The organism is Devosia marina, from assembly GCF_009758415.1.
GTDB classification, from domain to species: Bacteria; Pseudomonadota; Alphaproteobacteria; order Rhizobiales; family Devosiaceae; genus Devosia; species Devosia marina.
This window is the reverse complement of sequence record NZ_WQRF01000004.1, coordinates 152,828-177,708: the sequence shown is the minus strand read 5'-3', so window position 1 is coordinate 177,708 and position 24,881 is coordinate 152,828. Positions and strand designations below refer to the sequence as shown.

The window sequence follows — 24,881 nt, the reverse complement described above, 5'->3', positions numbered from 1 at the left end:
CGGGCCTTACTGATTTTGTCGCTCGGCGCCGGGGACATATTGGCGCCAGTTGTGGTTTTCCTTGAACCCCAGGACCTTCTTGATCTTGCGGTTTGAAATGGGACCTTCGAACGCATCCATAGGCCGTGCAATGGGCGTGTTCGGTGCCCATTTGGCGAGAAACGACTCGCTCGGTTCGTTCGCTGTAATTTCATCATTGACCGCGTTGAACACCTGGAAGCCAAGGCCATCCTTGGCGATGCAGAGGTCGACAATCTGGCCAAGATCGCGCGCATCGATATAGCTCCAGGCATTTCGTTTACGCGATGGAGGGTCGGCTAGAAACGAGGGGAAACGGGCATAGTCTTCGGGCTCGATGACATTGCCGATGCGCAAAGCGTAGATGTCTGCTCCCGTGCGCATGGCAAAGGCTCGGCCGGTCTTTTCATTGACCAACTTGGACAGGCCATAACTGTCCATCGGGTCGATGTCATAATCCTCTTCCAGGGGGAACTGCTTATAGTCCTTGTCGCCCTCGGCGAAACACACGCCATAGGTGGTCTCGCTCGAGGCAATGATGATCTTGCCGATCCCCAGCTTGGTTGCCGCCTCGATGACGTTGTAGGTCGAGGTGACGTTAGCCTTGAAAGTCTCGTTGTCAGGATGGATCAGCACACGCGGAATGGCGGCGAAATGCACCACGGCATCCACGGGAGCAGGGCCCTTGCCGGTTTTGAAACCGGTAAAGTCAAAATGCATGGAGAGCGCATTAAAAACCTGGCCGCTATCTGTCAGGTCTGTGATCAGCGTATTGACGCCCTCGATATCGAGCGGCTTCAGATCGAGATTTAGAACAGTATGGCCTTGCGCCACGAGATAAGCGACGGCATGGCGCCCGGCCTTGCCACTGCCGCCGGTGAAGATGATGCGTTTGCCCATGTTACGTCTCCTCAAGGCATGAGTTGGCCGCCATTGACCTCGATCTCCTGCCCGATGATGTAGGGCGAGAGCATGTTCGAGGCCAGGAACAAATAGACGCCTACGCAATCCTCTGGCGTGCCATGGCGACCCTGCGGAATGGTGCTGAGGGCGGCCTGCATCTGTTCGGCGGTTGAATAACGTTCGTGAAATGGCGTGGTGATCACCCCTGGCGCCACAGCATTGACGCGGATGCCGAAGGGGATCAGTTCCTTGGCCATGCCGCGGGTGACATTGGCAATAAAGGCCTTTGACGAACCGTAGATACCGGCTCCATTGCTGGCCCCATTGCGTGCGGCAATGGAGGTGGTGTTGATGATAAATCCACCCCCTGCCGCCTACAGATGCGGGATCGCGGCACGGCTGGCCGCAAGGACCGAGCGCGCGTTGAGATCCATGACCGCGTCATAGTGCTCATCTGTCATCGCTGCGTAAGACAGCCTGGCAACCATGCCGCCGGCATTATTCACGAGACCGTCTAGACGGCCGAAGGCTGCCGCAGTTTCCTCGACGGCCCGGTCCATCTCTTCTGATCGGGTCGCGTCGGCCTTGATCAGGGCCACCTTGCCGCCTGCCCCTTCGATCTCGGATGCCAGTTTGCGCGCCGCGTCAGCGCTGGAATTGTAGTGCAGGCCGACACTAGCACCCTGATTGGCAAAGGCCACGGCCAGGGCTGCACCAATTCCGGTGGAAGCGCCAGTGATCAGAACGCTCTTGCCGGCGAGGTCCGGAACGAGAAGTGAAGTCATAGTCATTTCTCCCCAGGGCCTAAAAGCCGGTCACAGCAATCGGACGATAGGGCGCTTCAAGCCGAGCGATTTCATCGCCACTCAAGGTCAGTTCCTCGGCCGCGACGGCGTCCTGCAGATGCGAGAGCTTGCTGATGCCGACGATCGGCGCCGTCACGCCCTTTTTGTGCAGGACCCAGGACATTGCGATCTGGGCCATGGATACGCCGCGCGCCTTGGCTACGGCCTCCACGGCCTCGACGACCGCCTGAGCGTTGCCCTCGGTCTGCTCATACATGGTCTTGTTGTAGCGGTCCGTGCTGGCGCGTTTGGTCTGTGTGCCCCAGGGGCGGGTCAACTTGCCGCCGCCGAGCGGGCTCCAGGGCAAGAGGGCAATGCCCTGATCAATACACAGGGGAACCATTTCCCGCTCTTCTTCGCGATAGGTCAGGTTGATTTGGTCCTGCATGGACACAAAACGCGTCCATCCATTGCTCTGGGCCGCCTGCTGCAATTTGGCGAACTGCCATGCCCACATCGAGGACGCGCCAATATAGCGGGCCTTGCCGGCACGAACGACATCGTGCAGGGCTTCCATCGTCTCCTCTACGGGCGTGAACGGGTCGAAGCGGTGAATCTGGTAGAGGTCGACATAATCGGTGCCCAGACGACGAAGACTATTGTCGATTTCGCCCAGGATCGCCTTGCGGGACAGGCCCTGACCGTTCGGGCCGGGCCGCATGCGGCCGAACACCTTGGTGGCCAGCACGATCTGCTCGCGCGGCGCCAGTTCTTTGATAAGCGCTCCGGTGATCTCTTCGCTCGTCCCCTGCGCATAGACATTGGCGGTGTCAAAGAAGTTGATGCCGGCGTCCCAGGCCGCCTGAAACATGGGGCGCGCCTCATCGAGACCCAGGACCCAGGGGCGCTCCTCGGTGACCTTGCCAAAGGACATGCAGCCAAAACAGATGCGGCTGACTTCCAGCCCCGTATGACCAAGCCTGATGGTGCGCATATCAATCTCCTCGATGTCATGATGCAGCCGGCGCGTCGCCTCAGGGCAACCGCCCGACGAGTTGTGTTGCACTTTGGGCAGCTTTGGTTCATCACTCAAATAGATTATTGCGATTTGATTATTCTGGATTGGAGATGAAAGGGTCATGGAGCTGCGCCAACTTCACTACTTTGTCGCTGCCGCACGAATGGAGCACTTCACCCGCGCGGCCAGAAAGCTCAATGTGGCCCAGTCCGCTCTTTCTACGTCTATACAAGCCTTGGAGGAGGAGCTCTCGGCGCAGCTTTTTGTCCGCACGACCCGAAAGGTCAGGCTGACAGCCGCCGGGCATACCTTGTTGTCCAAAGCGGAAAAGGTGCTGGCGACGGTAGCAGAAGCGCGCGATGCCGTGCGGGCCGTGGAACTGGGACAGGCGGGTCGGCTGACGATTGGCTCGGTGCAAAGCTTGCCAGCCTTCCTGCAACTGCCTCAGGTCCTGGCTAGGTTCCATGCGCAGTATCCTCAGGTTGAGATCAGCCTGGTGCAGGCTGGCGCCGCGCACTTACTGGACAAATTGGAGCGTGGCGATCTGGACCTTGCATTTTTGCCCGCGTTCGAAGCGCAAAGGGGCATCGAAACGAGGCTGGTCGCCTGCGAAGAACTGGTGTTGGTGTGTTCGCCGGAAGCGAGTTTTTTGTCGGGCGACGCCGTGACACTGCGACAACTTTCCACCGTGCCATTCGTCGATTTTGAGAAAGGTCTTGGTACCCGGGGTCTCATCGACCGGGCCTTCACCGAAGAACTGGTAGACCGACGAGTGATCTTTGAAGTGAGCGATCTCGGGACGCTACTCAATCTGGTGGAACAAAGACTTGGCGTCGCCCTGGTCCCGCAATCTGTGGCACGTAGCAGGCAGAAAACGCTCAGAAGCTGCGCTATCTCCGGTCCAGAATTGTGTTGGGAAATCGTCGTTGCCAGTAGAGTTCAAATTTCAGGAACCGCGTCAATCGCGCAGTTCCTCGATCTCTTGCCCATGGATGTATTAAGCTAGCCAAAGGCGTGGTTGTGCGAGACCGAATTCTGTACTCAGCTCCCGTGTGGCGGTTTTCTAATCTCCCTACTCAGTCCGCAGCCCACATTCCGCTGCCTGACCGCTTGAGCCTCGCCGTGAGAATTGTAGAGGGGAGAAGATAGTCTGCCGTAGCGGCTGCGCTGTCCATGCCGGGCAAGCTCGCGTTTGCGGCTGATCGACGTAATGCGGGTGGCGTCCGCTGACCGACCTTTCAGATCCCAATCCAGGTGGCGCTAAACAGTGAAGGCCTGCCTGAAGGCCTCGAGGGCGTTTTCGGGATCGGCCGACGCAAAGGCTTCCATGCCCACCGGGCCATCATATCCCATGGCCCTGAGTGCCCGGGCGACACCGCAATAATTGATCTCCCCGGTGCCCGGCTCGCAGCGGCCGGGAACGTCGGCCACCTGAATTTCGCCGATCCAGGGCAGGCATGCCTGGCACAGTTCGATTAAGTTACCCTCGCCGATTTGGGCATGATAGAGATCCAGGTTGAGCCGCAAGCGTGGCCGATTGACGGCCGAGACCAGAGCAAGCGTCTCCTCGGCGCGGGCGAAGGGCACCCCCGCATGATCAACGGGCAGGTTCAGGTTTTCGAGTGTGAAGACTACGTCGAGCTCTTCAGCCAGGTCGCAGATGCGGTTGAGAGTGTCCAGCGCCTTGACCCACTTAAGCGGTGTAGCCACTTCGGCAATACTGGGACGGCCTCCATCGCCAAGTCCGGTGCCATGCAGGTTGAGCCTGGCAACACCCAGGCGCTTCCCTACCAAAGCCGCTTCCCGCGCCGAGGCCAGCAACATGTCGGCACCAGTGTCATCGGCAAGCCGCCCTTCCAGGTAGCCATTCATGATCGAAAAGCGTGCGCCGGAAGCGATGAGTTTGTCGATGTCGTGGGCGGGCCAGTTCCAGAGACCGACCTGAAACCCCATTTCGTGGAGGCGCGCGCAGCGCCATTCGATCGGCTTGTCGCGCCACAGCATTTCCGCACAGGCGGCAAGGGTGAAGGCCATGGTCAGACTCCCGGCAGCACTTCGGCCAGGTCGACCGTGCGCTTTTCGCCAAATGACAGATTTGCGGCCTCGGCCAGTGCCAATGCGTTGACGCCATCCTGGATGGTGGCGGGAACCGGCTTGCCCTCGACAACCGCATCGACAAAGGCCGACCATTCAATCGAATAGGCCCGCATGTAGCGCTCGAGGAAGAAATAGACCGGCTTGGCCGACACCACACCCGCAGATGTAGATTTTACAACCGTGTTCTCGATCTCGTTTTCGGCAGCCAGTGTACCCTCCGAGCCAACCAGCTCGACCCGCTGGTCATAGCCATAGGGTGCACGGCGGGAATTGCGGATGGTGGCGATGCGGCCGTCGGCATAGCTCAGCACGACGACAGCGGTATCGATGTCGCCGGCGGCACCGATTTCGGGATCTACCAGACACGAACCGTGGGCGGTGACGGTTTTTGGCATGCCGAACATGAAGGAACACATGTCGAAGTCGTGGATCATCATGTCGCGATACAGTCCGCCCGACACCTTGATATAGCTCACCGGCGGCGGTGCCGGATCATAGGACGTAACGGCCAGCATTTCTCCTTTGCCGACTTCTCCGGCGGTAAAGGCTGCCTTGACGGCGGCAAAGTTTGGATCAAAGCGGCGGTTGAAACCCATCATCATGGGTCGGGCATGTCCGGCGATGCGTTTCGACAGCTCGAGTGCACGGCTCAGCGACAGATCAATCGGTTTTTCGCAGAAGATCGCCTTGCCAGCCGCCGCACCCTTTTCGATCAGTTCGGCATGGGTGTTGGTGGAGGAGGCGATGAGAATGGCGTCGATGTTCTTGTCGGCCAGGATGTCCTCGGGAGCGCGCGCCTCAACGCCGTGCTCGCGGGCCAAGGCGGCGGCAGCTTCGCTGACCACGTCAGTTACCGCGACCAACTCCGAGCGCGGGTCTGTCTTGATAGAGGCAGCATGCACACGGCCGATGCGCCCGGCGCCAAAAAGGGCGGTTTTCATGTATCGAGTTCCTCATTGAGATGGACGCGACGGCCTTCACGTGCCGACAGGTCAATTGCGTGTATGACACGCTCGAAGGTGAGCGCGTCAGTGAAGTTTGGAAAGCAGGGCTCATTTGCCGCAATGCTGCGCAGGAACCGGGCGACTTCGATGGTCTTGAGGTCGCCAAAGCCCAGTTGATGGCCGGGTGCCGGGCAGAACGCGCCATAGGGCTCGTGTGCGGGACCCGTCAGAATGGTCGAAAAGCCCTGCAAACCTGGAGCGCCCTGATTGCGGTAGAGCCGCAATTCGTTCATCCGCTCCTGGGAGAAGGTGATCATGCCCTTGGTGCCATGAACTTCCCAGTCGAGGCGGTTCTTGCGCCCCCAGGCGGAACGGGACGTACATAGCGTCCCCTGCGCCCCATTGGCGTAATGAACCAGGGCGGAGGCCGCATCCTCGTTCTCCACCGCCGCGCGGCCGGAACCAGAGGCGAGGGGGCGGGTGGGATGAATGATCTGCGTGTCTGCGACCAGGCTGTCGATTGGACCCATCAGAACATGGGACATTGAGACCAGATGGCATCCGAGATCGCCAAGCGCCCCAAGTCCGGCATCCGCACGCTTGGCGCGCCAGGTCCAAGCCAGCTCAGGGTCAGCCTGATAGTCTTCGTCGACCCACCCGCGGAAGTGCACCGGCCGGCCGATCTCGCCCGCTTCGATCAGACGGCGGGCGTGCTGCACCGCGGGGTTGTGGATGTAGTTGTACCCCACCATTGTACGCACGCCGGCCTGTTCAGCCGCCGTCTGCATCGCTTGCGCATCGCTCAGGGTCAGGGCCATGGGCTTTTCGCAATGCACATGCTTGCCAGCTGCAATCGCCGCCAGTGCCATTTCGCAGTGCAGCCCGTTGGGCGCGGTGATCGAGACGATGTCGACCTCGGGAGCGGTCGCGAGTTCGCGCCAGTTGTCTCTTGCTCCCGAAAAACCGAACTGCCGAGCCATCTCCGTGGCCTTGTCGGCGGGGGTGTCACAGATTAGGGCTAGCCGCACCTCTGGCAAATCGCCGAATACGGCCCCGGCCTGGCGGTACGCCAGGGCATGGGCCTTACCCATGAAACCGGTGCCTATGAGGCCCAACCCCATTGCCATGACCGCCTCCCTTTCAGAATTTTTGTTCCAAAATCCAATGTTCGGTTGTAGGCTGGCTGTCAAGAGAGGAACGAGATGACCGCCCCGCAATCTTCAGCTCTGGTCCCCCAGACAGTCACCGAGGTGCTTGAGCGGCTCGATGCAGGCGCTGATATTCTGCCCAAGCGTTTGAAGCAATGCGCATTGTTTACCCGTCGCCATCTGCATCTCATTCCGGTCTCTACAGTGTCGGAGATGGCGCGGGCGTCAGGCGTGGCTCCCTCGGCCTATATGCGGTTCTGCCAGGCATTGGGTTTTTCTGGCTATTCGGAAATGCAGGGCCTGTTCAAGGCGCAGGTTACCGATTTCCGCCCGGACTATCAGGATCGTCTCGGCAATCTGCGGTTCCAGGCAGATGTTGGTACTGGACAATTGCTCGCCGAGTTCGCCGAGGCCGGTCATAAGTCGCTTCTCTCGCTGGCCAACTCAGTTACCAATGAAGGTCTGGACAGGATCGCTCGGGGCATGGCACAGGCCCGCGTCATTCATCTGATCGGCCTTCGCCGTGCTTATGCCGTGGTGTCGAGCATGGCCTATTTGCTCGACAAGCTCGAAGTGCCGTCTTCGCTGCACTACGCCTCTGGCATGCTGAATGCGTCCGGCACCATCTTCGAGGGAGACGTTGTGTTTGCTGTGTCTTTCGCTCCCTTCTCCCCCGAAACCATCAGGCTGGCCAGAGAGTCAGCGGATCGGGGCATCAAGGTCTATGGACTTACCGACTCGGACAATTGCCCTCTTAACGAATTTGCCACTGAAATGCTGATTGCGCGTGAGGACGAGGTTGCAGGGTTTCGTTCGCTCACCGCCTCGATCACTCTGACCACTACGCTGGCGGTTGCGATCAAGGCGATGCAAAGCAGCGTTGACTAAAGCCATCCAGAGGATTAATAGAATAAATATTCCATTTCGTAGGAGCGAAATGGTCGGGAGGGCGCCCGCTGAGGAGGCGAGCGCAGTGGAATAGTCCACAAAACACATATGGGAGGTAACATGTCTAAATTGCTCAAGGCGGTCGCCATTGCTGCGGCTGTCGGATTCTCTTCTCCGGCTGCGGCGCAGGAAATCATCGTCGTTGCCCATGGCCAGGCCAACGATCCGTTTTGGTCAGTGGTGAAGAACGGCGTGGAGGCCGCTGCGGCCGACACCGGCGCCAATGTCGACTTCCGATCCCCTGAGACCTTCGACATGGTGCAGATGAGCCAGTTGATCGACGCCGCCGTGAACCAGGAGCCCGACGGGCTCGTTGTGTCCATCCCGGATGCCGACGCTCTTGGCCCCTCCATCCAACGCGCTGTTGCGGCCGGCATCCCGGTCATCTCAATGAACTCTGGTTCGGACGTTGCCAAGGAACTCGGAGCATTGCTCCACGTCGGCCAGGACGAATTCACTGCTGGCAAGGCGGCTGGTGAGAAGCTGGCCGAGATGGGTGGCACAACCGCCATCTGCGTCAACCAGGAAGTCGGCAACGTCGCTCTCGATCTGCGCTGCGAAGGTTTCATCGAAGGTTTCGGCGGCACCGTTGAAGTGGTTCCCACCAACAACGATCCGGCCGAGGTCGAGGCCAAAATTCGCGCAGCCCTCGAGTCCAACCCGGATATCGATACGGTGATGGGTCTTGGCGCCAGCCTGGTGGGTGAGCCCGCGGTAGCTGCGGTTGCTGCCGTTGGTCGCACGGGCGATGTGCTCATCGGTACCTTCGATCTGTCCGCCAACTTCCTGCAGTCCGTCGCTGACGGCGATGCCGCGTTCGCCATCGATCAGCAGCAATTCCTCCAGGGCTACCTGCCGGTGACCTTCTTGGCGCTGCACGCCAAGTACGGTCTCGTGCCCGGCGGCGACGTGCCGTCCGGTCCGAACCTGATCACCGCCGACAAGGCGGGCCAGGTGGTCGAGCTATCCGCTCAGGGCATCCGCTAACCGCTGCCATGACGTTGTGAAACCGGGGCCGTGCTGCACACCGCGTCACGGCCCACAAGCATCGCCAGATCTCCAGGGAGGACCATATGTCAGAAGATGCTGCACAGGCTGTAAGAGACGAGCGCATGAAGGCCGAGGGCCTGGGCGCCCGTATCCTCAAGAGGCCCGAACTCGGCGCCGTTGCCGGATTCATCCTGGTCACGGTCTTCTTCCTGCTAACCGCCGATCCGGCGATGTTCACCTTCTCCGGGATCGTCAACTTCATGACGCCCGCCGCCCAGCTCGGCATACTTGCCATCGGGGCCTCGCTGCTGATGATCGGGGGTGAATTCGATCTCTCGATCGGATCGATGGTCGCCTTCGCCGGCCTGTTCTTTGCCGCGGCCACCGTCACGCTTGGCCTGCCGCTTATTATCGCCATTCCGGCGACCTTCCTGCTCTCAGCCATGGTCGGATCGATCAACGGCATCATCGTGATCCGCTCCGGACTGCCATCCTTCATCGTGACCCTGGCATTCCTGTTCGTTTTGCGAGGACTGTCGCTGGTGGGCCTCAAGATCGCCACCGGTGGCTCCACCCAACTTCGCGGTGTGCGCGAAGCCGTGGAAGGGGACTGGCTCGCGCCATTCTTCTCAGGGGATGCATTTGGCGCACTTTTCAAGGTACTTGCCGATGCCGGAATCATTGAAACCTTCAACAATGGCGCGCCCAAAGTGCCGGGATTGCCGATCGAGATCGTCTGGTTCGTGCTGATCGCCCTTTTGGCGACATGGGTCCTGCTCAGAACTCCAGTTGGCAACTGGATATTTGCCGCCGGTGGGGACGCCAATGCTGCGAGCAATGCGGGCGTGCCGGTGCGAAAGGTGAAGATTTCGCTGTTCATGGTCACGGCGTGCTGCGCTGCTTTGGTCGCCATCATCACCGTAATGGACGCAGGCTCGACCGATGCCCGCCGCGGCTTCATGAAGGAGTTCGAGGCCATTATTGCGGCAGTGATCGGCGGCTGTCTGCTCACCGGCGGCTATGGTTCTGCCATCGGCGCTTTCTTCGGCGCTGTCATCTTCGGCATGGTCGTGATCGGGTTGACCTATACCGATTTCGACCAGGACTGGTTCCAGGTCTTCCTGGGCGGCATGCTGCTCGTCGCCGTTCTCTTTAACAACGCGATCCGCAAACGCGTCACCGGGGAGCGCTGATCATGACCGCAGACTCCAAGTTCCATCATGGCGAAGCGCCCGACGTTGCCCCGATCATCGAAATGCAGAACATCGAAAAGCATTTCGGCAATATCATTGCTTTGGCCGGGGTCAGCTTCGACGTAAAGCCTGGCGAATGCCATTGTCTGCTCGGCGACAATGGCGCGGGCAAGTCCACTTTCATCAAGACCATGTCCGGGGTGCACAAGCCCACAAGCGGCCAGATCCTGTTTGAAGGCAAACAGATGTCGTTCTCAACACCGCGTGACGCCATGGAGGCAGGCATCGCCACGGTGTTCCAGGATCTCGCAATGATCCCGCTGATGAGCGTAACCCGGAACTTCTTCATGGGGCGTGAGCCGACCAAAGGCGTGGGGCCGTTCAAGCGGCTGGACATGGATCGCATGAATGAGATTGCCATGACCGAAATGCGGGAAATGGGGATCAATCTGCGCGCGCCGGATCAGGCTGTGGGTACTCTTTCTGGTGGCGAGCGCCAAACGGTCGCCATTGCGCGGGCAGTGCATTTCGGTGCCAAAATCCTCATTCTGGACGAACCCACCTCCGCCCTAGGCGTGCGGCAGACCTCCAACGTTCTGGCCACCATCGACAAGGTGCGCAAGCAGGGCGTGGGTGTGGTCTTCATCAGCCACAACGTACGTCACGCCATGGCTGTGGGGGATCGGTTCACGGTCCTCAATCGGGGTAAGACCCTGGGTACGGCCAAGCGCGGTGAAATCACCTCCGAACAATTGCAGGATTTGATGGCTGGCGGTCAGGAACTGGCCAAGCTCGAAGGTTCGCTTGGAGGCACGGTCTGACGGCCAAATCCCTGGACGTCAGACCGCACTTCCGTCGGTGCCTCGACGTTCGCGGCTTCCTCGTTGACGGCATACACTAGGCTCAGGACCTAGTGGTTCCGATTGAGATGTGGTTCTCGGTCTCTGAGAAGGAGGCCGTGATGGGCGATTTGTTCCTGCTGAGCGAGCGCCAGATGGCGCAGATTTCGCCGTTCTTTCCACTTTCGCACGTGGTTCCGCGGGTCGATGACCGGCGGGTGGTGAGCGGGATTGTTTACGTGATCCGCAACGGGCTGCAGTGAAGGGACGCGCCGGCCGGCTACGAGGGGCTTGCCTCTGGCGGGTCACAGCAAGGTTTTGGGTGGTCTTTCGGTACCGAACCGGATGGAGCTCTTTATGCTCAAGACCATGCCGCCGGGCCAATCCGGCGAGAGGTGGACCAAGACGACAGTCTGGACACTCGGATGATGGGGCACATCATGGGCATGATCGGTGGCGTCGTGGATATCCGCGCCGACATCACCATGGACGTGGCCGTGCGATTCCACGGCTTCGACAACGGCCCCAATGACATGCGAATGCGCTGCCGCAGCCACGACCGGCGTGGCGAGCAGCGAAGCAAAGACCAGGGCGACGACTGCCGTCAGCCATGTCCTTGGCCCACTGATTGTCGCCGTGCGCGAGCTCGGCCTTCGCCATGTTGATCGCGCCCTGATGATGCGGGATCATCGAACAGACGAACGCGACGTCAATGTCCTCAACCATCATCGAGGCCATCATCTGGTTGTTTGTCTCGTTCATGCCGGCCATTAAGTCCATATGGGCCTGATCCATCTCGTGGTGCATGCCATCGCCATGTCTCCTGCCATCCCTTGGGACGAGTTGCAGATCTCGGGCAGCTCGGGCGCCAGGGCGCTATCGCCGTCCATGGCGGACATATCGTGCCCGGCCATTGCGTCCTGAGCCAGGACCGACGAAGCGGATACACTGAAGAGAGCGGCGGCAACCAGAGCTGTATGGATGAATTTCATTTTGTTTTCCTCGAATGGACTTGTTTGAGTTTCAGGCAATCGGGTTTCGAGGAACCTTGGGGGGCGATCGATGCGTTCGCCCATCCACCTCTGCGCGGGGCTGGAACGCATTTCTTGCACCTCAGGCGAGACGGTGGAAGGCACGTCCACCGGGGACGCTGACAGCAGGACGGAGACGCAATGCTCTATCCCGCCGCCTGCGATGGAGTCGTCAGTCTCCCCGCAGTGGCCCAGAACTTCCGCAATATAATGGAGAGGTGTCGCCCCCGGACGCCATTGCACCGTGATCCATAGACAAGCTGGTCACAAGTGCGACAATTATCGCAACCGAAAGACTTACACCTCACCTCAGGTTTCGCATCCGGTATTTGCGGGACACGGTTCGCGAGCTTGTGTCACCTTTTTGGATTTTTGCAGTTTTCATGGATCCGCGGTCATTTCTTGCCGAGGTCGAGCAGAAATGTCGCCATGTCCACCAAGTGCTGCTCGAGCAGAAACTTCGTGCTGCCGTGCACCACTTCCGCCATCGAACCGCCGAACACATCGCCATTCGGTGTCACTCCGGTGCGGAGGGCCTGTACCAGGCTTTCGCGGGTGTAGCCACCTGCTGTCAGCGCGCCAGCGGTGATAGCAGGCGATGCACCACCTCCCTGCATGTTAGGGTCGCCAGCCAACTCCTTGCTCGACAATCCGCCCAAAAGATTTCGCGGCGTGTGGCAGGCGGCGCAATGCGCCGGGCCCTCCACGAGATACTTGCCGCGATTCCATTCCGACGTCCTTGAAGCGTCCACTTCGTAGTCGGCGGTCCGCTCGAACAGCGAGCGCCAGACTTTAACGGCAGCGCGGACATTGAACGGAAAGCGAAGATCATGCCCCTCGCTCGGCCTATCAACGGACGGAGTTGCTTGCACTGCCGCCCATAGGTCCGCCATATCCTGGTCGGTCAACGTCGCGTAAAATTCAAAGGGAAAGGCTGGGTAGTACGTTTCTCCCCTGGGGGAGACGCCCTGACGAACGGCACGCACAAATTGCTCGAACGTCCATGCGCCTATTCCGGCCACGGGATCGGGAGTGATGTTAGGTGCTCTGAATGAGCCGAAGTTGGACGCGATGGCAGCGCCGCCAGACAGCGGGGGGGCGGCAGGAGCCGTATGACAGGTCACGCAGCCAGACAGCCTCGCGAGATAGGCGCCGCGCTTGGCGTCGCCCTGCAGCTCCGTCACCTGGGCCGCTGCAGGCAAAGGCCAGTTTTCGAGGACAATGGTGCCGATGACCGCGGCAAAAATCGCCAGTAATGGGAGCAGAACAAGACGGTTCATGGTTCACCGCCGGAAGGTAGAGTGGCACGCGGCGCAGGTTGCCGACACGTCCGAATAAACCGCCCTGACCGTTCGCACCTGTGGCATGTCAGAGGCGCCACCGATCTCCCTTGTGGTGACCGGCTCGGCGATAAAGGCCGGCGCTGCAGACAGTCCCATCAACCAGGCGAAATCCATGCGCTCCCATTCGCTGACTTCAGCAATTGAGGTCGAAGGCTTCTCGCCCGCCTCGGGCTTTGGCTCCAACGCCAGCGCTTTGGCAGACTCTTCCAGCTCCTCGCCGAGTTCTCCCAGCCTGTCGGCGTAGGCGACGAACTTCCCCCAATTTTGCCAAATCTCAGCCCGAGCCTCGGATGGTGCATCAAGACTTCCTTCCGGGAAGAGATCGGTCATGGCCGAACCGGCATGCATGCTGATCATTTCGGCTGCAGTGATGAGCTTCTGCACATCTCCGGATTTCGGACGCTCGGCGATCGGCGCGAGGAGCTTGATCTGCTCGCTGAGCATCATCATGCCCATCATTCGCTCGCCCACGATACCGGTGGCGCCACTGTGGCCAGTCGCTGCCATGGCACCTGCCAGTAGCACCGCGCAGGCCGCAGGCCCGCGATAGGTCGTCTTGTTCATCATGTCGTGTATCCCGGTTGGCAAAAGCCGCAAAACGGCAGCGAACGAATGCTCAGGCCCTGGGTGGACGGAGGTTCTCGTCTGTGACGGCAAACGGGGATGATCCGTCATGCTCGAAGTAGACGACCGATGATGTCGGCAGTGAGCAGCTTAGGCGGAAGGGTTCGGCGCCAAGAATGGGTGCACCGCAGTGAACAATCTGATCGGCGAGGTTGTGCGAATGGGATTCCGCCGGCACCAATGCGTGGTCGTGATCCAGTTGCTCCATAGATGTTGTTTGCATCAAGGGCTCAGACGCGTGCAATGGAAGGGCGCCGGAGAGCAGCACCATGACCACGGCTAGCATGTTGAATATGTTTCTGAGCAGCTTCAAACGCGAATCTCTTCCCAATGCTTCGCTTTGATACCAGCAATGTGACCTCGACGTGGCGTGGGTGCAAGCAGCCGCTGTTTCGGTTCCTCGACGCCCGCTCGGCAGGCTTCACTACCTGATGCGTGCCGAGCGTAGCAGAAGGGAGTTCCGTGGCTGGGAAGGAAGTGCAGTTTCCGTCCAGTTGTCGGTACGGGCCCCGCTGCATCTCCAAAAAGGCGGTAGCGGCGGGACCCTTTGAGCAACTTAGCTGTACAGTAACTCAGTCATCATGCCCGTGGCCATGTGATAGAGGTTGTGGCAGTGGAATAGCCAACGCCCCGGATTGTCGGCGTCGAAGCTGATGCCGACTGTGGCCATGGGCGGGACGAGGACGGTGTCGCGCACGGCGCCGTCCAAGGGCCGGCCGTTGAGGGACGTGACCTGAAAATGGTGTCCATGCAGGTGCATGGGGTGGGCCATCATCGAATGGTTCATGATCTCGAGAGTCACCCTCTCGCCCTCGGCCACTGTTAGAGGGCGGCGGTTGGGCCAAGGGGCATTATCCAGGTTCCAGGCATAGGGCGCCATTGACCCCATGATCATGGTCTGGATCGTCCGGTCGGCTGCCCTGGACGAAAGTGGATGGCGCGAGATCAGTCTTTCTTCCAGGGACAGATCGACCGGCCCCTCGGCTTGCTCCGCGTATCTCGACACCTTCGGGATCACGGCCCCATTGACCGCGAGGATGACACCTGTGCGGTCCGTAAGGCCCTCGACCTGAGCTAACACCGGAACCACGGACTTGCCCTTCATGTCGATCAGCAGGTCCAGCCGCTGGGCAGCCGCCATCGGGAAGCGACTGCCGGTGATCGGCTCGACGTCGTTGCCGTCCACAGCCAGAACGGTGGCTTGGGCATCACCGAGATTGATCCAGAAAGCACTTGAGGTTGCGCCATTGATCAGGCGCAACCTGACACTGCCATTTGGCTCCGTGCGGATGACCTGCGGGTCGTCAAGCGTTCTATCATTGGCAAGGAAGGCGTCGTATGCAACGTCATTGAGATCCATGGACATCATTCCATGGTCCATGCCGCCCATCATCATGCCGCCACCCATGGCCATGTTGTCACTTCCGTGCATGCCGTGGCCGCCTATATCGCCGCCTGTCAGCTCCGCAAGAATCTCTTCGGGGCTACGGAACGAAAAATCGTGCAGGAGGACTGTTTCATCCTGCAGGTCCGCCGCCTCATCCTCAGCGGTATAGACGACGAGCGGCGCGGCGAGGAGAGACTGCTCCTGTAGACCGTGGTGCGAATGCATCCAATGCGTCCCGCTCCGTGCCGGGAAGTCGAACGATCGTGTTTCACCCGCAGCTAGCGGGGGGACATAGCCCGTGTCGGATACACCGTCCTGGGCCGGATCGGGCACCTGGCCGTGCCAGTGGATGATGGTCTCGGTGCCGATCTGGTTTTCGAGGTCGACAAGAAAACGTTCGCCGGCAGGGAGGAACAGGCCTTGCCTTCCGTCCTGGGCGCGAATGCCGAAGACGTTTGCCGGTTTGCCCAGAACATCGATGACGCGACGCTCGGCAAACAGGGTGCGGGCAGTTGGCTGCTGTGCCAGGGCGAAGCGTGGCAGGGCCACACTGCCGGCAACGGCAAGGGATGCGCCGAGGAAGGCGCGACGAGATAGCTGCTTGCTCATGTAAAACTCCAATATCTGAAAGAGGGATCGGCCCACAGGCCATCAACGGGGCTTCAGATATGGATGGGGGGCCGAAACAGCGGCGGGTGCCAGGACGGAGACCAATGGGTCACCCTGAATGGCGCAACGAGGTGATGTGATGCATGGTCCTGCGCGGCGACAACAGATAGCTGCAAGCCGGTACAAGAGGGACAAAGCTGTTGCGGGCAGTCGTCGCCAATCGGCTCATTCGCATCGCCTGACATCTCAAGGCTGTGACCGTGATGGTCGCAGGGTTCGGCAGTGGTCGTCTCAGTGTGATGCGTTGCGGCATGTGTCGTCGAAGCAAGGACCATCGAGGCGTTGAGCGTCAGCGCCATCAACAAGGTCAGCAGTGCTTGAACTATCCGTTTCATATGTGCTCGGTGACCGACTTGGTTTGATCTGGCCCCGCTATCTGCCTGGGTCAAGTGGTTAAACCCGTTGGTGACCGGCGAACCGCATGAATACAAAGTCGCTCGAACCGTCGAATGCAACAACGGCGTACTGGTCGGGCTCGCTGCCTGCGGGGCCTTCCATGCCCGGTGAACCGATAGGCATTCCCGCAACTGCCAAACCTCTGACCTGCGGTCGTTGATCAAGCAAGGCGACGATGGCCTCGGCGGGCACATGACCTTCAATCACATATCCGTCAATTGTCGCCGTGTGGCATGAACGAAGCTCGGCTGGGACCCCAAGATTGTCCTTAACGGCCTCCATCTCTTCGATCTCCTCTATGTCCACCACAAATCCGGCTTGCTCAAGGTGGCGCGCCCAACCGGTGCAACAACCACACCAGGGATCTTTCTTGATCGAGATTGCCGGGCTTGCGTCTTGCGCCAGCGCCGGCCGCAGCAAGGTCGCGCCCGCGAGGCTCAGGGCGCCGATGGCGAAAGCACGTCGGGTGATCAGCATGAGCAGCCTTTCGATCCATAGAAATCGGTCAATTTATGCGCGGTCATTCTGTCCGCGTGATGGCAAGCCGGACAAAGCGATCCTTAGGACCGCTTTGCCCGGCTGGCATTGATCTGGGGTAATCAGGCAGCCAGCGTGCCGGTATAGCCCGCCAGCTTGATGGCGTCAGCGATGTCCTGCGCGGAGCAGGCCGTTTCCACCTGAACCGTGCGAGCAGCGACGTCGATCTTGATTTCGCAAGCCGGATCGGTGTTTTTGACGGCCTTCTCAATGGTCGAGGCGCAATGGCCACAGGTCATGTCGGAGACGGTGAAATTATACATGTCGTGTCCTTTTTGGTTGAGACACGCTGGAAATGGTTCTTCCCACGGTGGGAGGGTCAAGGCCCAATTTGCAGATTTTCACCTCACCATTTCTCTCAAGAAAGTGCTTGACCTTACCAACGTTGGAAGGCGCAGATGGAATGGCAGTCGAAATGAAAGGACTGCAAAATGTCTACGGACACCATCTCTTCCGGATCCAGTTTCGAGTTCCTGATTGAAGGCATGACCTGCGCGTCCTGCGTACTGCGCGTCGAGAAGGCGATTGCGGCCGTTCCTGGTACGATCAGGGCCATTGTCAACCTGGCCACGGAGCGGGCGAGCGTCGAAACCGATGGATCGGTACAACCCGGTGCTATCATCGCCGCCATCAACTCGGCCGGTTATGAAACCAGCGTCGAAGGCTTTGAACTCGAAATCGAAGGCATGACCTGCGCTTCTTGCGTCGGACGCATCGAGCGGGCTCTGTCCGCCGTGCCCGGCGTCGTCAGTGCTAGTGTCAATCTCGCCACTGAAAAGGCCACCATCAGGGCAACGGGTGGTCTGGTCACGCGCGCCGTTCTTGAAGCGACCGTCAAGGAGGCTGGCTATGACGTCCGTCAGGTCGCGTCTGAAGCCGGTGCCGAGCCGGTCCCCGCCGCCGACCGCAAGGCGGCAGAGGCCCGCAAGCTCAGCTGGGCCTTTGGCTTCTCGGCCGTGTTGACCGCCCCGCTCTTCGTGATGGAAATGGGCTCGCACTTCATTCCGGCGGTGCACATGTTCATCATGAACACCATCGGCATGCAGACCAATCACTATCTGCAGTTCATCCTGGCCACCGTCGTCCTGTTTGGGCCTGGCCTGCGCTTCTTCCAGAAGGGTATTCCGGCCTTGCTGCGCGGCACCCCGGACATGAACTCGCTCGTCGTCTTGGGCACGTCGGCCGCCTGGGGCTTCTCCGTCGTCTCCACCTTCTTTGGCGGCCTGCTCCCTGCCGGCACCGCCAATGTCTATTATGAAGCGGCAGCGGTCATCGTGACGCTGATCCTTCTCGGGCGTCTCCTTGAAGCCCGCGCCAAGGGCCGCACCAGCCAGGCCATCCAGCGCCTCGTCGGCTTGCAGGCCAAGACCGCGCGCGTTGTACGCGATGGGGCCGTGATTGAATTGCCGCTCGACGCCGTCCGCGCCGGGGACCGCATCCAGATCCGCCCCGGCGACAAGGTTCCGGTCGATGGCGTGGTCCGGTCCGGCGAGTCCTATGTTGACGAAGCCATGATCACCGGCGAGCCTATTCCCGTCCGCAAGGTGGAGGGTGACGAAGTCGTTGGCGGCACGATCAACAAGACCGGCTCCTTCGAATTCGAAGCCATCAAGGTCGGCGAGGACACGCTTCTGGCGCAGATCATCCGCATGGTCGAGGCCGCCCAGGGCTCCAAGCTGCCCATCCAGGCGCTGGTCGATCGTGTCACCGGGGTCTTTGTCCCGGTCGTCATTGCCATCGCTCTGGCCACCTTTGCCGTCTGGTTTGTCTTTGGCCCGTCGCCGCAGCTCACCTTCGCCCTGGTCAATGCCGTTGCCGTGCTGATCATCGCTTGCCCGTGTGCCATGGGCCTGGCAACCCCGACCTCTATCATGGTCGGCACCGGCCGCGCCGCTGAACTGGGCATCCTGTTCCGTAAGGGAGAGGCCCTGCAGACCCTGCGTGATGTCGATGTTGTTGCCCTCGACAAGACCGGCACTCTCACCAAGGGCCGCCCGGAACTGACCGACTTGATCGTGACCGGGGGCTTTGATCGCACCGAAATCCTGCGTCACGTGGCGAGCCTTGAAACCCTCTCGGAGCACCCGATTGCTGAAGCCATCGTTGCCGCTGCGGAAAAGGATGGATTGGCTCTGACAGCGCCCCAGGGGTTTGAGGCCACGCCGGGCTACGGGATTTCCGGCATTGTTGAAGGCCGAAAGGTCCTCGTCGGCGCGGATCGCGCCCTGGCCAATGCCGGCATTGCTGTCGATCACTTCGCCGGTAATGCCCGCCAGTTGGGTGATGAAGGCAAGAGCCCGCTCTATGCCGCCATCGACGGCACGCTTGCTGCGATCATTGCCGTAGCCGACCCGATCAAGCCAACCAGCCGCAGCGCAATTGCTGCTCTCCATGAGCAGGGTCTGAAGGTAGCGATGATCACCGGCGACAATGCCCGCACCGCTCAGGCAATTGCCCGCCAGCTGGGGATCGACGAAGTGGTTGCCGAGGTGCTGCCCGAGGGCAAGGTTGAAGCCATCAAGCGTCTCAGGGCCAATGGTCGCAAGCTGGCCTTCGTGGGTGATGGCATCAATGACGCGCCGGCACTGGCCGAGGCCGATGTCGGTCTTGCTGTTGGTACCGGCACCGACATCGCCATCGAAAGCGCGGATGTGGTCCTGATGTCGGGTGACCTGCGCGGCGTTTCGACGGCCCTCGCGATCAGCCGGGCGACCATCCGCAACATCAAGCAGAATCTGTTCTGGGCCTTCGCCTATAATGCTACACTGGTGCCGGTTGCTGCCGGAGCGGCCTTCCCGTTCACCGGAACGCTGCTCTCCCCCGCGCTTGCCGCCGGTGCCATGGCCTTGTCGAGCGTCTTCGTGCTCGCCAATGCCCTCCGCCTGCGCTCCTTTGGAGCGCCGGCCGGCTCCGAAGCAGGTGCCTCTGGTGCGCCACTTGAGCTGGAGTACGCAAAATGAACATCGGACACGCTGCAAAGGCTACGGGTATCTCGACCAAGATGATCCGCTACTATGAGACCATCGGTCTGATCACTCCTGCACACCGGTCAGATGCCGGGTATCGCGTCTATACCGATCACGACATCCATGCGCTTCGCTTCATCAATCGCGCCCGGGACCTCGGTTTTTCCGTGGAACAGATGCGAGACCTTCTGGCGCTCTGGCGGGACCGCAGCCGTGCCAGTGCCGATGTCAAGGCTATCGCGCTGGAGCATGTCGCCAAGTTGAAAGAAAAGGCGCTGGCGCTTGAGGCAATGAGTCGAACACTTGAGCATCTGGCGGAAAATTGCTACGGCGATGACAGGCCGGACTGCCCTATCATCGAAGAGTTCGCTGTTTCTCCTGCGCCAAAAGTACTGATCCGGAGAAAGCCTCGATTTGGTATTGCGGGTGAAATAGACCCGCGTACCCACTGATCATTTAGGGCGGTGAACTTTCACCGCCTTTTTTGTTTGCAATATATCTCTTCTCCCCTCTTGACTCTACCAGCGTTGGAAGCCGGACACCGGGGTTAATCGCAATCGGCGAGAAACCTTTTCTGGGGAACTCCAATGCAAAAGTTCACACCGGATCCGAAGAGATGGGCCGCACTGGCATTGCTGTGTGCCGCCCAATTCATCGTCATCCTCGATACTTCCATCATCGGCGTGGCACTGCCCGCAATCCAGGCCGATCTCGGCTTTTCCGCCAGCGGTCTGAGCTGGATTTTCAACGCCTATGTCATCGCCTTTGGCGGCCTGTTGCTGCTCGGCGGTCGGTTGAGCGACCTGTTCGGCGCGCGCCGCATTTTCACGACCGGCTTCGTCATCCTGACCGCCGCCTCTCTGCTGGCCGGCCTCGCCACAAGCCAGGAAATCCTGCTTGCCGGTCGCGCCCTGCAAGGAATCGGTGCCGCGCTGATTGCGCCATCGGCCCTCACCATCGTCATGCGCCTCTTCGGACATAATGGTGCCGAGTTGGGCAAGGCCTTCGGCTTCTGGGGTGCAGCAGCAGCAGCCGGCGGTTCGGCCGGTGTTTTCCTCGGCGGCGTGATCACCGAGTGGATGGCCTGGCAGTGGACCTTCCTCATCAATGTGCCGCTCGGCCTGATCGTGCTGGCCGCCATCCCGGCTATTCTGCGCAAGTCCGAACGGGCACGGGGCAAGGTCGACTGGTTCGGCGCCATCACCGTGACCGGTGCGCTGGTGTCGCTGGTCTATGCGATTGTCACCGTCGAGACGGCAGGCCTTGGCTCGCCGCTGATCCTGTCGCTGCTCGGCATTTCCCTGGCGCTCTTCGTGGTCTTCCTGATCGCCCAGCGCGTCCGCCGCGAACCGCTGCTGCCCCTGGGCATCTTCAAGGCGCCCAACCTGGCCGCCGGCAATCTGGTCATGGCCCTTCTGGGCGCGGCCTGGATCCCTCTGTGGTTCTTCCTCAATCTCTATCTGCAGCAGATTCTTGGTCTGTCGGCCCTCGCCAGTGGACTCGCGCTCCTGCCGATGACGATTCTGATCATGATCGTTATGGTGGGCTTCTCCGGCAAGCTGATTGGCCGGTTCGGACCCAAGACCAATCTCATCCTCGGCCTGTTGCTGATGGGAGCATCCCTCGTCCTCTTCGCCGGCCTGCCGCTGGATGGATCCTTCGTGATCAATGTCCTCCCGGCTTCCCTTCTGGCGGCCCTGGGTATGGCCCTGGCTTATATCCCGGCAACCATGTCGGGCATGGCAGGCGCCAAGCCAGAGGAAACAGGACTGGCTTCCGGCCTCATCAACACCACCTACCAGATTGGTTCGGCTATTGGTCTTGCGGTCATGGTGGTGATCTCCACTGCCGGCTTCGGCCATGGCGGCGCCGGTCCGGCAGAAATGCTCCAGGGCTTCCAGGCGGCGTTCCAGGGAGCAGGTGTCGTCGCAGCCGTGGCTGCGCTGGCAACACTCCTCCTCATCCGCGGCAGCGCCGCCCAGCGGGAGGTGCCGGTGGGCTAAACCCCAGGCGTGGGGGCTTCGGCTCGCCACGCCCCGGCAGATCATCATGTTCGAAGATTTCACTTTTTACCTCGAGCCGCCTCCAGAGCGCGTGCGGCTTCTAGCTCGGTTCTGCAGCTGGCTCCGTGGCCGCAAAAACAGGAATCCGCCCACTAGTCCGAGCCTGCTCAAGGACGTCGGGCTTACCGACTTCGGTCGATCCACGCCAAAGGAATACACAAAATGACTCGCGTACTCGTTCTCTACTACTCAGCCTGGGGGCCACATAGAATCCATGGCGCATGGGGTCGCCGAAGGGGCAAGCCAGGCCGGTGCGACTGTTTCTATCCGTCGGGTCCCTGATCTCGTGCCCATGCAGATCTCCGAAAATGACGGTACCCCGATCAATCAGTCTGCACCACTTGCCCATATCGATGAGCTTGCGGACTACGACGCCATCATCATCGGCACGCCAACCCGTTTCGGCTCCATGGCCGCCCCAATGCGTGCATTTCTGGAACGGGCTGGCGGACTTTGGTCTCGCAATGCGCTCGTTGGAAAAGTCGGCGCAATTTTCACCACCTCGGGCACCCAGCACGGTGGTCAGGAGACCACAATTCTGACGGCGATGCCGACCCTGTTCCATCTCGGTATGATCGTTGTTGGCCTCCCCTACACCTTTGAGGGACAGGCCGGGCTGGAGGCAGTCAAGGGGGGCAGCCCTTAAGGCGCCGGAGCGATCGTCGGCAGCGATGGCGAACGGATGCCAACCGCCGCCGAACTGGTCGGAGCTCGCTTCCAGGGCCATCACGTAGCTACCCTGGCCTCGCAGCTTGCTCACAATTTAGCGGCTTGATCCCGTTGGCGGAGACGATGTCTCCGCCAATCCTCCTTGTACGACGATAGGGCATTGACCTGCCCAGCGTTGGAAGGCCGATGACAGACAGCACCATCCCAAGAGGTGCAAAATGCAGACGTCATCTTCCACAACCATCGAAATTTACACGACCCCGACTTGCCCGGACTGCCGGCAACTCAAGGCGTGGTTCGATCAGCTTGGCATCCCCTTCGAGGAACACGACCTTGCCCGCCCTGGCGTGGCCGAGCAGGCCAAGGCACGAACCGGTGTGCGGGTCGCACCCATCACTGTGGTCGGGACCAAGGTCTATTACGGTACCCATGACACACAGCGCGCTCGGTTGCGTCAGGATTGGCCCGGCCTGTTCGGGAGCGGACGATGACCACTCTCCGTCTTCCCCAGTGCCAATCACGCATCGAAATGACCGAAGGGCAAACTGTGCTCGAGGCCGCACTCGAGGCGAGTGTGCCGTTTCCCCATAGCTGTCGGTCGGGTCGGTGCGGCGCATGCAAGTCCCAACTCCTCTCGGGCGAGGTGATGATGCTGCACCATTCGCCCTTCGCGCTCGATGCTTCGGAAAGGGCAGCCGGAAATATCCTGGCCTGTCGTGCTGTTCCACTGACGAACGTGGCCGTCGCCTGGGCTGATGATCAAGTCGTGGCGGGTGCGCAGGCCCGGATCGTTGCGCTGTACGCCATGGCGCCCGACATCTATCGCTTGGTTCTGCGACCCGATGAACCCATCGCCTTTTCACCCGGCCAGTTCTTCCAGATTGAACTGGCCCCCGGCATTACCCGCAGTTACTCGGTAGCCAGCGGGCAGGGGGCTTCCCATCTGGAGTTCCACATTCGTGCCATTGCCGGTGGGCGCGCCTCCGGGCTCTTGGCGGAGGAACTTGAGTTGAGCGATGTTGTGCGAATTTCTGGAGCCTTCGGTAATGCCGTTGGCGCTGACAACGCGACGGGCCCAATCCTGGCGATTGCCGCCTCAACCGGCCATGCCCCCGTCCAGTCGATTCTGAAGTCGAACGACGGCCGCCGTGTCCATCTCCTCTCCTTTGCGCGCCAGCCCGAAAGCTTCTATCTCAATGGCCTCTTCACGCAAGCGGCCAAGGCAGAGACCCGCTTCACCTATCAGGCTTTCGCGACCGGGGCAGTCGCGCGGAACGTATCGGCATCGCCTTTGGCCGAGGCCATCAGACAGCTCGATTGCGGCTTGCTGTCAGGGCAGATTTACATCGCCGGGCCGCCGGGCTTTGTTGACGCGGCAGCGGAACTGGTGTCGGCGCGGCACTGCCTCACCGGCGACATTCTGACCGACAGGTTTGAATTGAGCGCCGCCGCAGCCGCCTGACGCCGCTCTCATGCTGAAAAAGCTGGTAGCGACGGAGATCGTCTGCCGTGGCCACATCAGGGCTCTGCCCTAAGAAGGCGGCAAAGCGCCGGACGTGATGCACATAATCGTGCTGGGTGTGGACACCAAGGCCGCGCATCAGCATGTCCTGTTGCATGCGCTGGCGGAGTGGCGTGACGGGAGCGGCGGTCGGTGACGTAACCATGGGGAATTCCTCTCGTTGAAAGAAACTCCATGGTCCGACTGCGACCTCAGCCGCTCAAAGACCTAAACGATCACGCTGAACCAGCCGCGCACCCCTCCCGCGGAGCGGGTTCGTGCATGGGCCAAGCCTGAGCATCCAGGCAACAACGCCTTCCCTAGCTGAACTCAACCCCACGCATCTAAGTCCGCCAGGTATCAATCTCTGCCAGAACCGGACAGTTCGATAACGGCCCCCTTCCAGCCATTCATCAGAACCTGGCTAGCGGCAAGAATGGGGTCGGCAACAGTCCGGCCACTCTGGGTTGTGGCTTGGCAGAAGCAGCCATGTGGGGCGTGGTAAAATTCGAGGGCCCATTTGCCGGTGCGCTCCTGGCCGATGAAGCTCATGGAGTGGTCGTTCCTGCTTTCCAGCAAGGTCTGGCCCACTGCCAAACCCTTGCTCCTGACTAGGTTCAGCACACCCCTGGTCGGGCCAGCAAGCTACAGAAAGTCGATAATGGCACAGGTGGAGTGTCACTGTAGACCAAGCAGAAGTGAGTGAAATCGACCATCCCTGTTGGCCAGGGGGAGACCCGAAACTGACCTGGAAAGCGAGGCTCGCCGGTTAAGTTGAGTGGTTTAACCAGGGTGCGTACGATAAGGACAAC

General features: G+C 60.5%; 24 protein-coding genes and 3 pseudogenes. 12 read left to right on the top strand and 15 right to left on the bottom strand.

The features are described from left to right. Positions 1-6 precede the first annotated feature (6 nt). The 3 genes and pseudogenes from GO014_RS14135 to GO014_RS14125 form a co-directional block, all read right to left on the bottom strand. Positions 7-918 (bottom strand): NAD-dependent epimerase/dehydratase family protein, encoded by a 912-nt coding sequence (locus GO014_RS14135; protein ID WP_157290969.1) that lies wholly within the window; start codon positions 916-918, stop codon positions 7-9. An 11-nt stretch (positions 919-929) separates the two neighbouring features. Further along, positions 930-1,712: pseudogene (locus tag GO014_RS14130) on the bottom strand (SDR family NAD(P)-dependent oxidoreductase). Positions 1,713-1,725: 13 nt separating this feature from the next. Continuing rightward, positions 1,726-2,700 (bottom strand): aldo/keto reductase, encoded by a 975-nt coding sequence (locus GO014_RS14125; RefSeq protein WP_157290968.1) that lies wholly within the window; start codon positions 2,698-2,700, stop codon positions 1,726-1,728. Positions 2,701-2,845: 145 nt separating this feature from the next. Between GO014_RS14125 and GO014_RS14120 the strand changes: the two genes are divergently transcribed. Continuing rightward, complete coding sequence (locus GO014_RS14120; protein WP_157290967.1) at positions 2,846-3,730, top strand: LysR family transcriptional regulator; 885 nt, start codon at positions 2,846-2,848, stop codon at positions 3,728-3,730. Between the two features lie 254 nt (positions 3,731-3,984). Here GO014_RS14120 and GO014_RS14115 read toward each other — a convergent pair whose 3' ends face one another. Genes GO014_RS14115 through GO014_RS14105 form a run of 3 tightly spaced genes read right to left on the bottom strand, consistent with a single transcriptional unit; the run spans position 3,985 to position 6,892 of the window. Continuing rightward, entirely contained in the window at positions 3,985-4,758 is a 774-nt protein-coding gene (locus GO014_RS14115) for a TIM barrel protein (RefSeq protein ID WP_179952979.1), read from the bottom strand. Between the two features lie 2 nt (positions 4,759-4,760). Further along, on the bottom strand, positions 4,761-5,762 hold the full coding sequence (iolG, locus tag GO014_RS14110; protein WP_157290966.1) for an inositol 2-dehydrogenase: 1,002 nt from the start codon (positions 5,760-5,762) through the stop codon (positions 4,761-4,763). Next, the gene (locus GO014_RS14105; protein ID WP_157290965.1) at positions 5,759-6,892 is read right to left on the bottom strand and encodes a Gfo/Idh/MocA family protein; all 1,134 of its coding nucleotides are present in this window, start codon (positions 6,890-6,892) and stop codon (positions 5,759-5,761) included. Before GO014_RS14105 ends, iolG begins: the two co-directional genes overlap by 4 nt. Before the next feature lie 75 nt (positions 6,893-6,967). Here GO014_RS14105 and GO014_RS14100 point away from each other — a divergent pair, with 75 nt between their 5' ends. From GO014_RS14100 to GO014_RS14080, 5 genes and pseudogenes are all read left to right on the top strand, one after another. After that, positions 6,968-7,801, top strand: a complete 834-nt coding sequence (locus GO014_RS14100) for a MurR/RpiR family transcriptional regulator (RefSeq protein WP_157290964.1) — start codon at positions 6,968-6,970, stop codon at positions 7,799-7,801. A gap of 120 nt (positions 7,802-7,921) precedes the next feature. Beyond that, on the top strand, positions 7,922-8,848 hold the full coding sequence (locus tag GO014_RS14095) for a sugar ABC transporter substrate-binding protein (RefSeq protein ID WP_157290963.1): 927 nt from the start codon (positions 7,922-7,924) through the stop codon (positions 8,846-8,848). Between the two features lie 86 nt (positions 8,849-8,934). Then, on the top strand, positions 8,935-10,044 hold the full coding sequence (locus tag GO014_RS14090; protein ID WP_116589496.1) for an ABC transporter permease: 1,110 nt from the start codon (positions 8,935-8,937) through the stop codon (positions 10,042-10,044). 62 nt (positions 10,045-10,106) lie between these two features. Then, positions 10,107-10,865 carry an ATP-binding cassette domain-containing protein gene (locus GO014_RS14085; protein WP_211198463.1) on the top strand — a complete coding sequence of 253 codons (759 nt, stop codon included), beginning with the start codon at positions 10,107-10,109 and terminating at the stop codon, positions 10,863-10,865. A 140-nt stretch (positions 10,866-11,005) separates the two neighbouring features. Beyond that, positions 11,006-11,143 (top strand): annotated as a pseudogene (locus GO014_RS14080) (transposase); the annotation flags it as partial. Positions 11,144-11,363: 220 nt separating this feature from the next. Here GO014_RS14080 and GO014_RS14075 read toward each other — a convergent pair. From GO014_RS14075 to GO014_RS14045, 7 genes are all read right to left on the bottom strand, one after another. After that, entirely contained in the window at positions 11,364-11,690 is a 327-nt protein-coding gene (locus GO014_RS14075) for a DUF305 domain-containing protein (protein ID WP_157290961.1), read from the bottom strand. A gap of 619 nt (positions 11,691-12,309) precedes the next feature. Then, on the bottom strand, positions 12,310-13,194 hold the full coding sequence (locus GO014_RS14070) for a c-type cytochrome (RefSeq protein WP_157290960.1): 885 nt from the start codon (positions 13,192-13,194) through the stop codon (positions 12,310-12,312). A 3-nt stretch (positions 13,195-13,197) separates the two neighbouring features. Then, positions 13,198-13,824, bottom strand: coding sequence for a cytochrome c (locus GO014_RS14065; RefSeq protein WP_157290959.1), 627 nt, complete (start codon positions 13,822-13,824; stop codon positions 13,198-13,200). Between the two features lie 49 nt (positions 13,825-13,873). Next, positions 13,874-14,194, bottom strand: coding sequence for a hypothetical protein (locus GO014_RS14060; RefSeq protein ID WP_157290958.1), 321 nt, complete (start codon positions 14,192-14,194; stop codon positions 13,874-13,876). Positions 14,195-14,437: 243 nt separating this feature from the next. Next, entirely contained in the window at positions 14,438-15,877 is a 1,440-nt protein-coding gene (locus tag GO014_RS14055) for a multicopper oxidase family protein (protein ID WP_157290957.1), read from the bottom strand. A 453-nt stretch (positions 15,878-16,330) separates the two neighbouring features. Further along, the gene (locus GO014_RS14050; RefSeq protein WP_157290956.1) at positions 16,331-16,810 is read right to left on the bottom strand and encodes a DUF411 domain-containing protein; all 480 of its coding nucleotides are present in this window, start codon (positions 16,808-16,810) and stop codon (positions 16,331-16,333) included. A 122-nt stretch (positions 16,811-16,932) separates the two neighbouring features. Further along, entirely contained in the window at positions 16,933-17,133 is a 201-nt protein-coding gene (locus GO014_RS14045) for a heavy-metal-associated domain-containing protein (protein WP_157290955.1), read from the bottom strand. A 168-nt stretch (positions 17,134-17,301) separates the two neighbouring features. On the opposite strand from GO014_RS14045, the gene GO014_RS14040 reads away from it, so the two are divergent. From GO014_RS14040 to GO014_RS19215, 6 genes and pseudogenes are all read left to right on the top strand, one after another. Continuing rightward, complete coding sequence (locus GO014_RS14040; protein WP_157290954.1) at positions 17,302-19,830, top strand: heavy metal translocating P-type ATPase; 2,529 nt, start codon at positions 17,302-17,304, stop codon at positions 19,828-19,830. Next, entirely contained in the window at positions 19,827-20,288 is a 462-nt protein-coding gene (gene cueR, locus GO014_RS14035) for a Cu(I)-responsive transcriptional regulator (protein ID WP_157290953.1), read from the top strand. Before GO014_RS14040 ends, cueR begins: the two co-directional genes overlap by 4 nt. Positions 20,289-20,423: 135 nt before the next feature. Beyond that, complete coding sequence (locus tag GO014_RS14030; RefSeq protein ID WP_157290952.1) at positions 20,424-21,839, top strand: MFS transporter; 1,416 nt, start codon at positions 20,424-20,426, stop codon at positions 21,837-21,839. A gap of 222 nt (positions 21,840-22,061) precedes the next feature. After that, positions 22,062-22,674: pseudogene (wrbA, locus tag GO014_RS14025) on the top strand (NAD(P)H:quinone oxidoreductase). A gap of 112 nt (positions 22,675-22,786) precedes the next feature. Next, entirely contained in the window at positions 22,787-23,059 is a 273-nt protein-coding gene (locus GO014_RS14020; protein WP_157290951.1) for a glutaredoxin family protein, read from the top strand. Continuing rightward, positions 23,056-24,030: a 2Fe-2S iron-sulfur cluster-binding protein gene (locus GO014_RS19215; RefSeq protein ID WP_157290950.1), complete on the top strand. Its 975-nt coding sequence runs from the start codon at positions 23,056-23,058 to the stop codon at positions 24,028-24,030. The genes GO014_RS14020 and GO014_RS19215 overlap by 4 nt, the downstream gene beginning before the upstream one ends. On the opposite strand, the gene GO014_RS19210 is transcribed toward GO014_RS19215, so the two are convergent. Then, positions 23,975-24,187: a phage integrase N-terminal SAM-like domain-containing protein gene (locus tag GO014_RS19210; RefSeq protein WP_157291046.1), complete on the bottom strand. Its 213-nt coding sequence runs from the start codon at positions 24,185-24,187 to the stop codon at positions 23,975-23,977. The genes GO014_RS19215 and GO014_RS19210 overlap by 56 nt on opposite strands. Positions 24,188-24,429: 242 nt before the next feature. Then, positions 24,430-24,666: a hypothetical protein gene (locus tag GO014_RS14005; RefSeq protein WP_157290949.1), complete on the bottom strand. Its 237-nt coding sequence runs from the start codon at positions 24,664-24,666 to the stop codon at positions 24,430-24,432. Between the last annotated feature and the right edge of the window lie 215 nt (positions 24,667-24,881).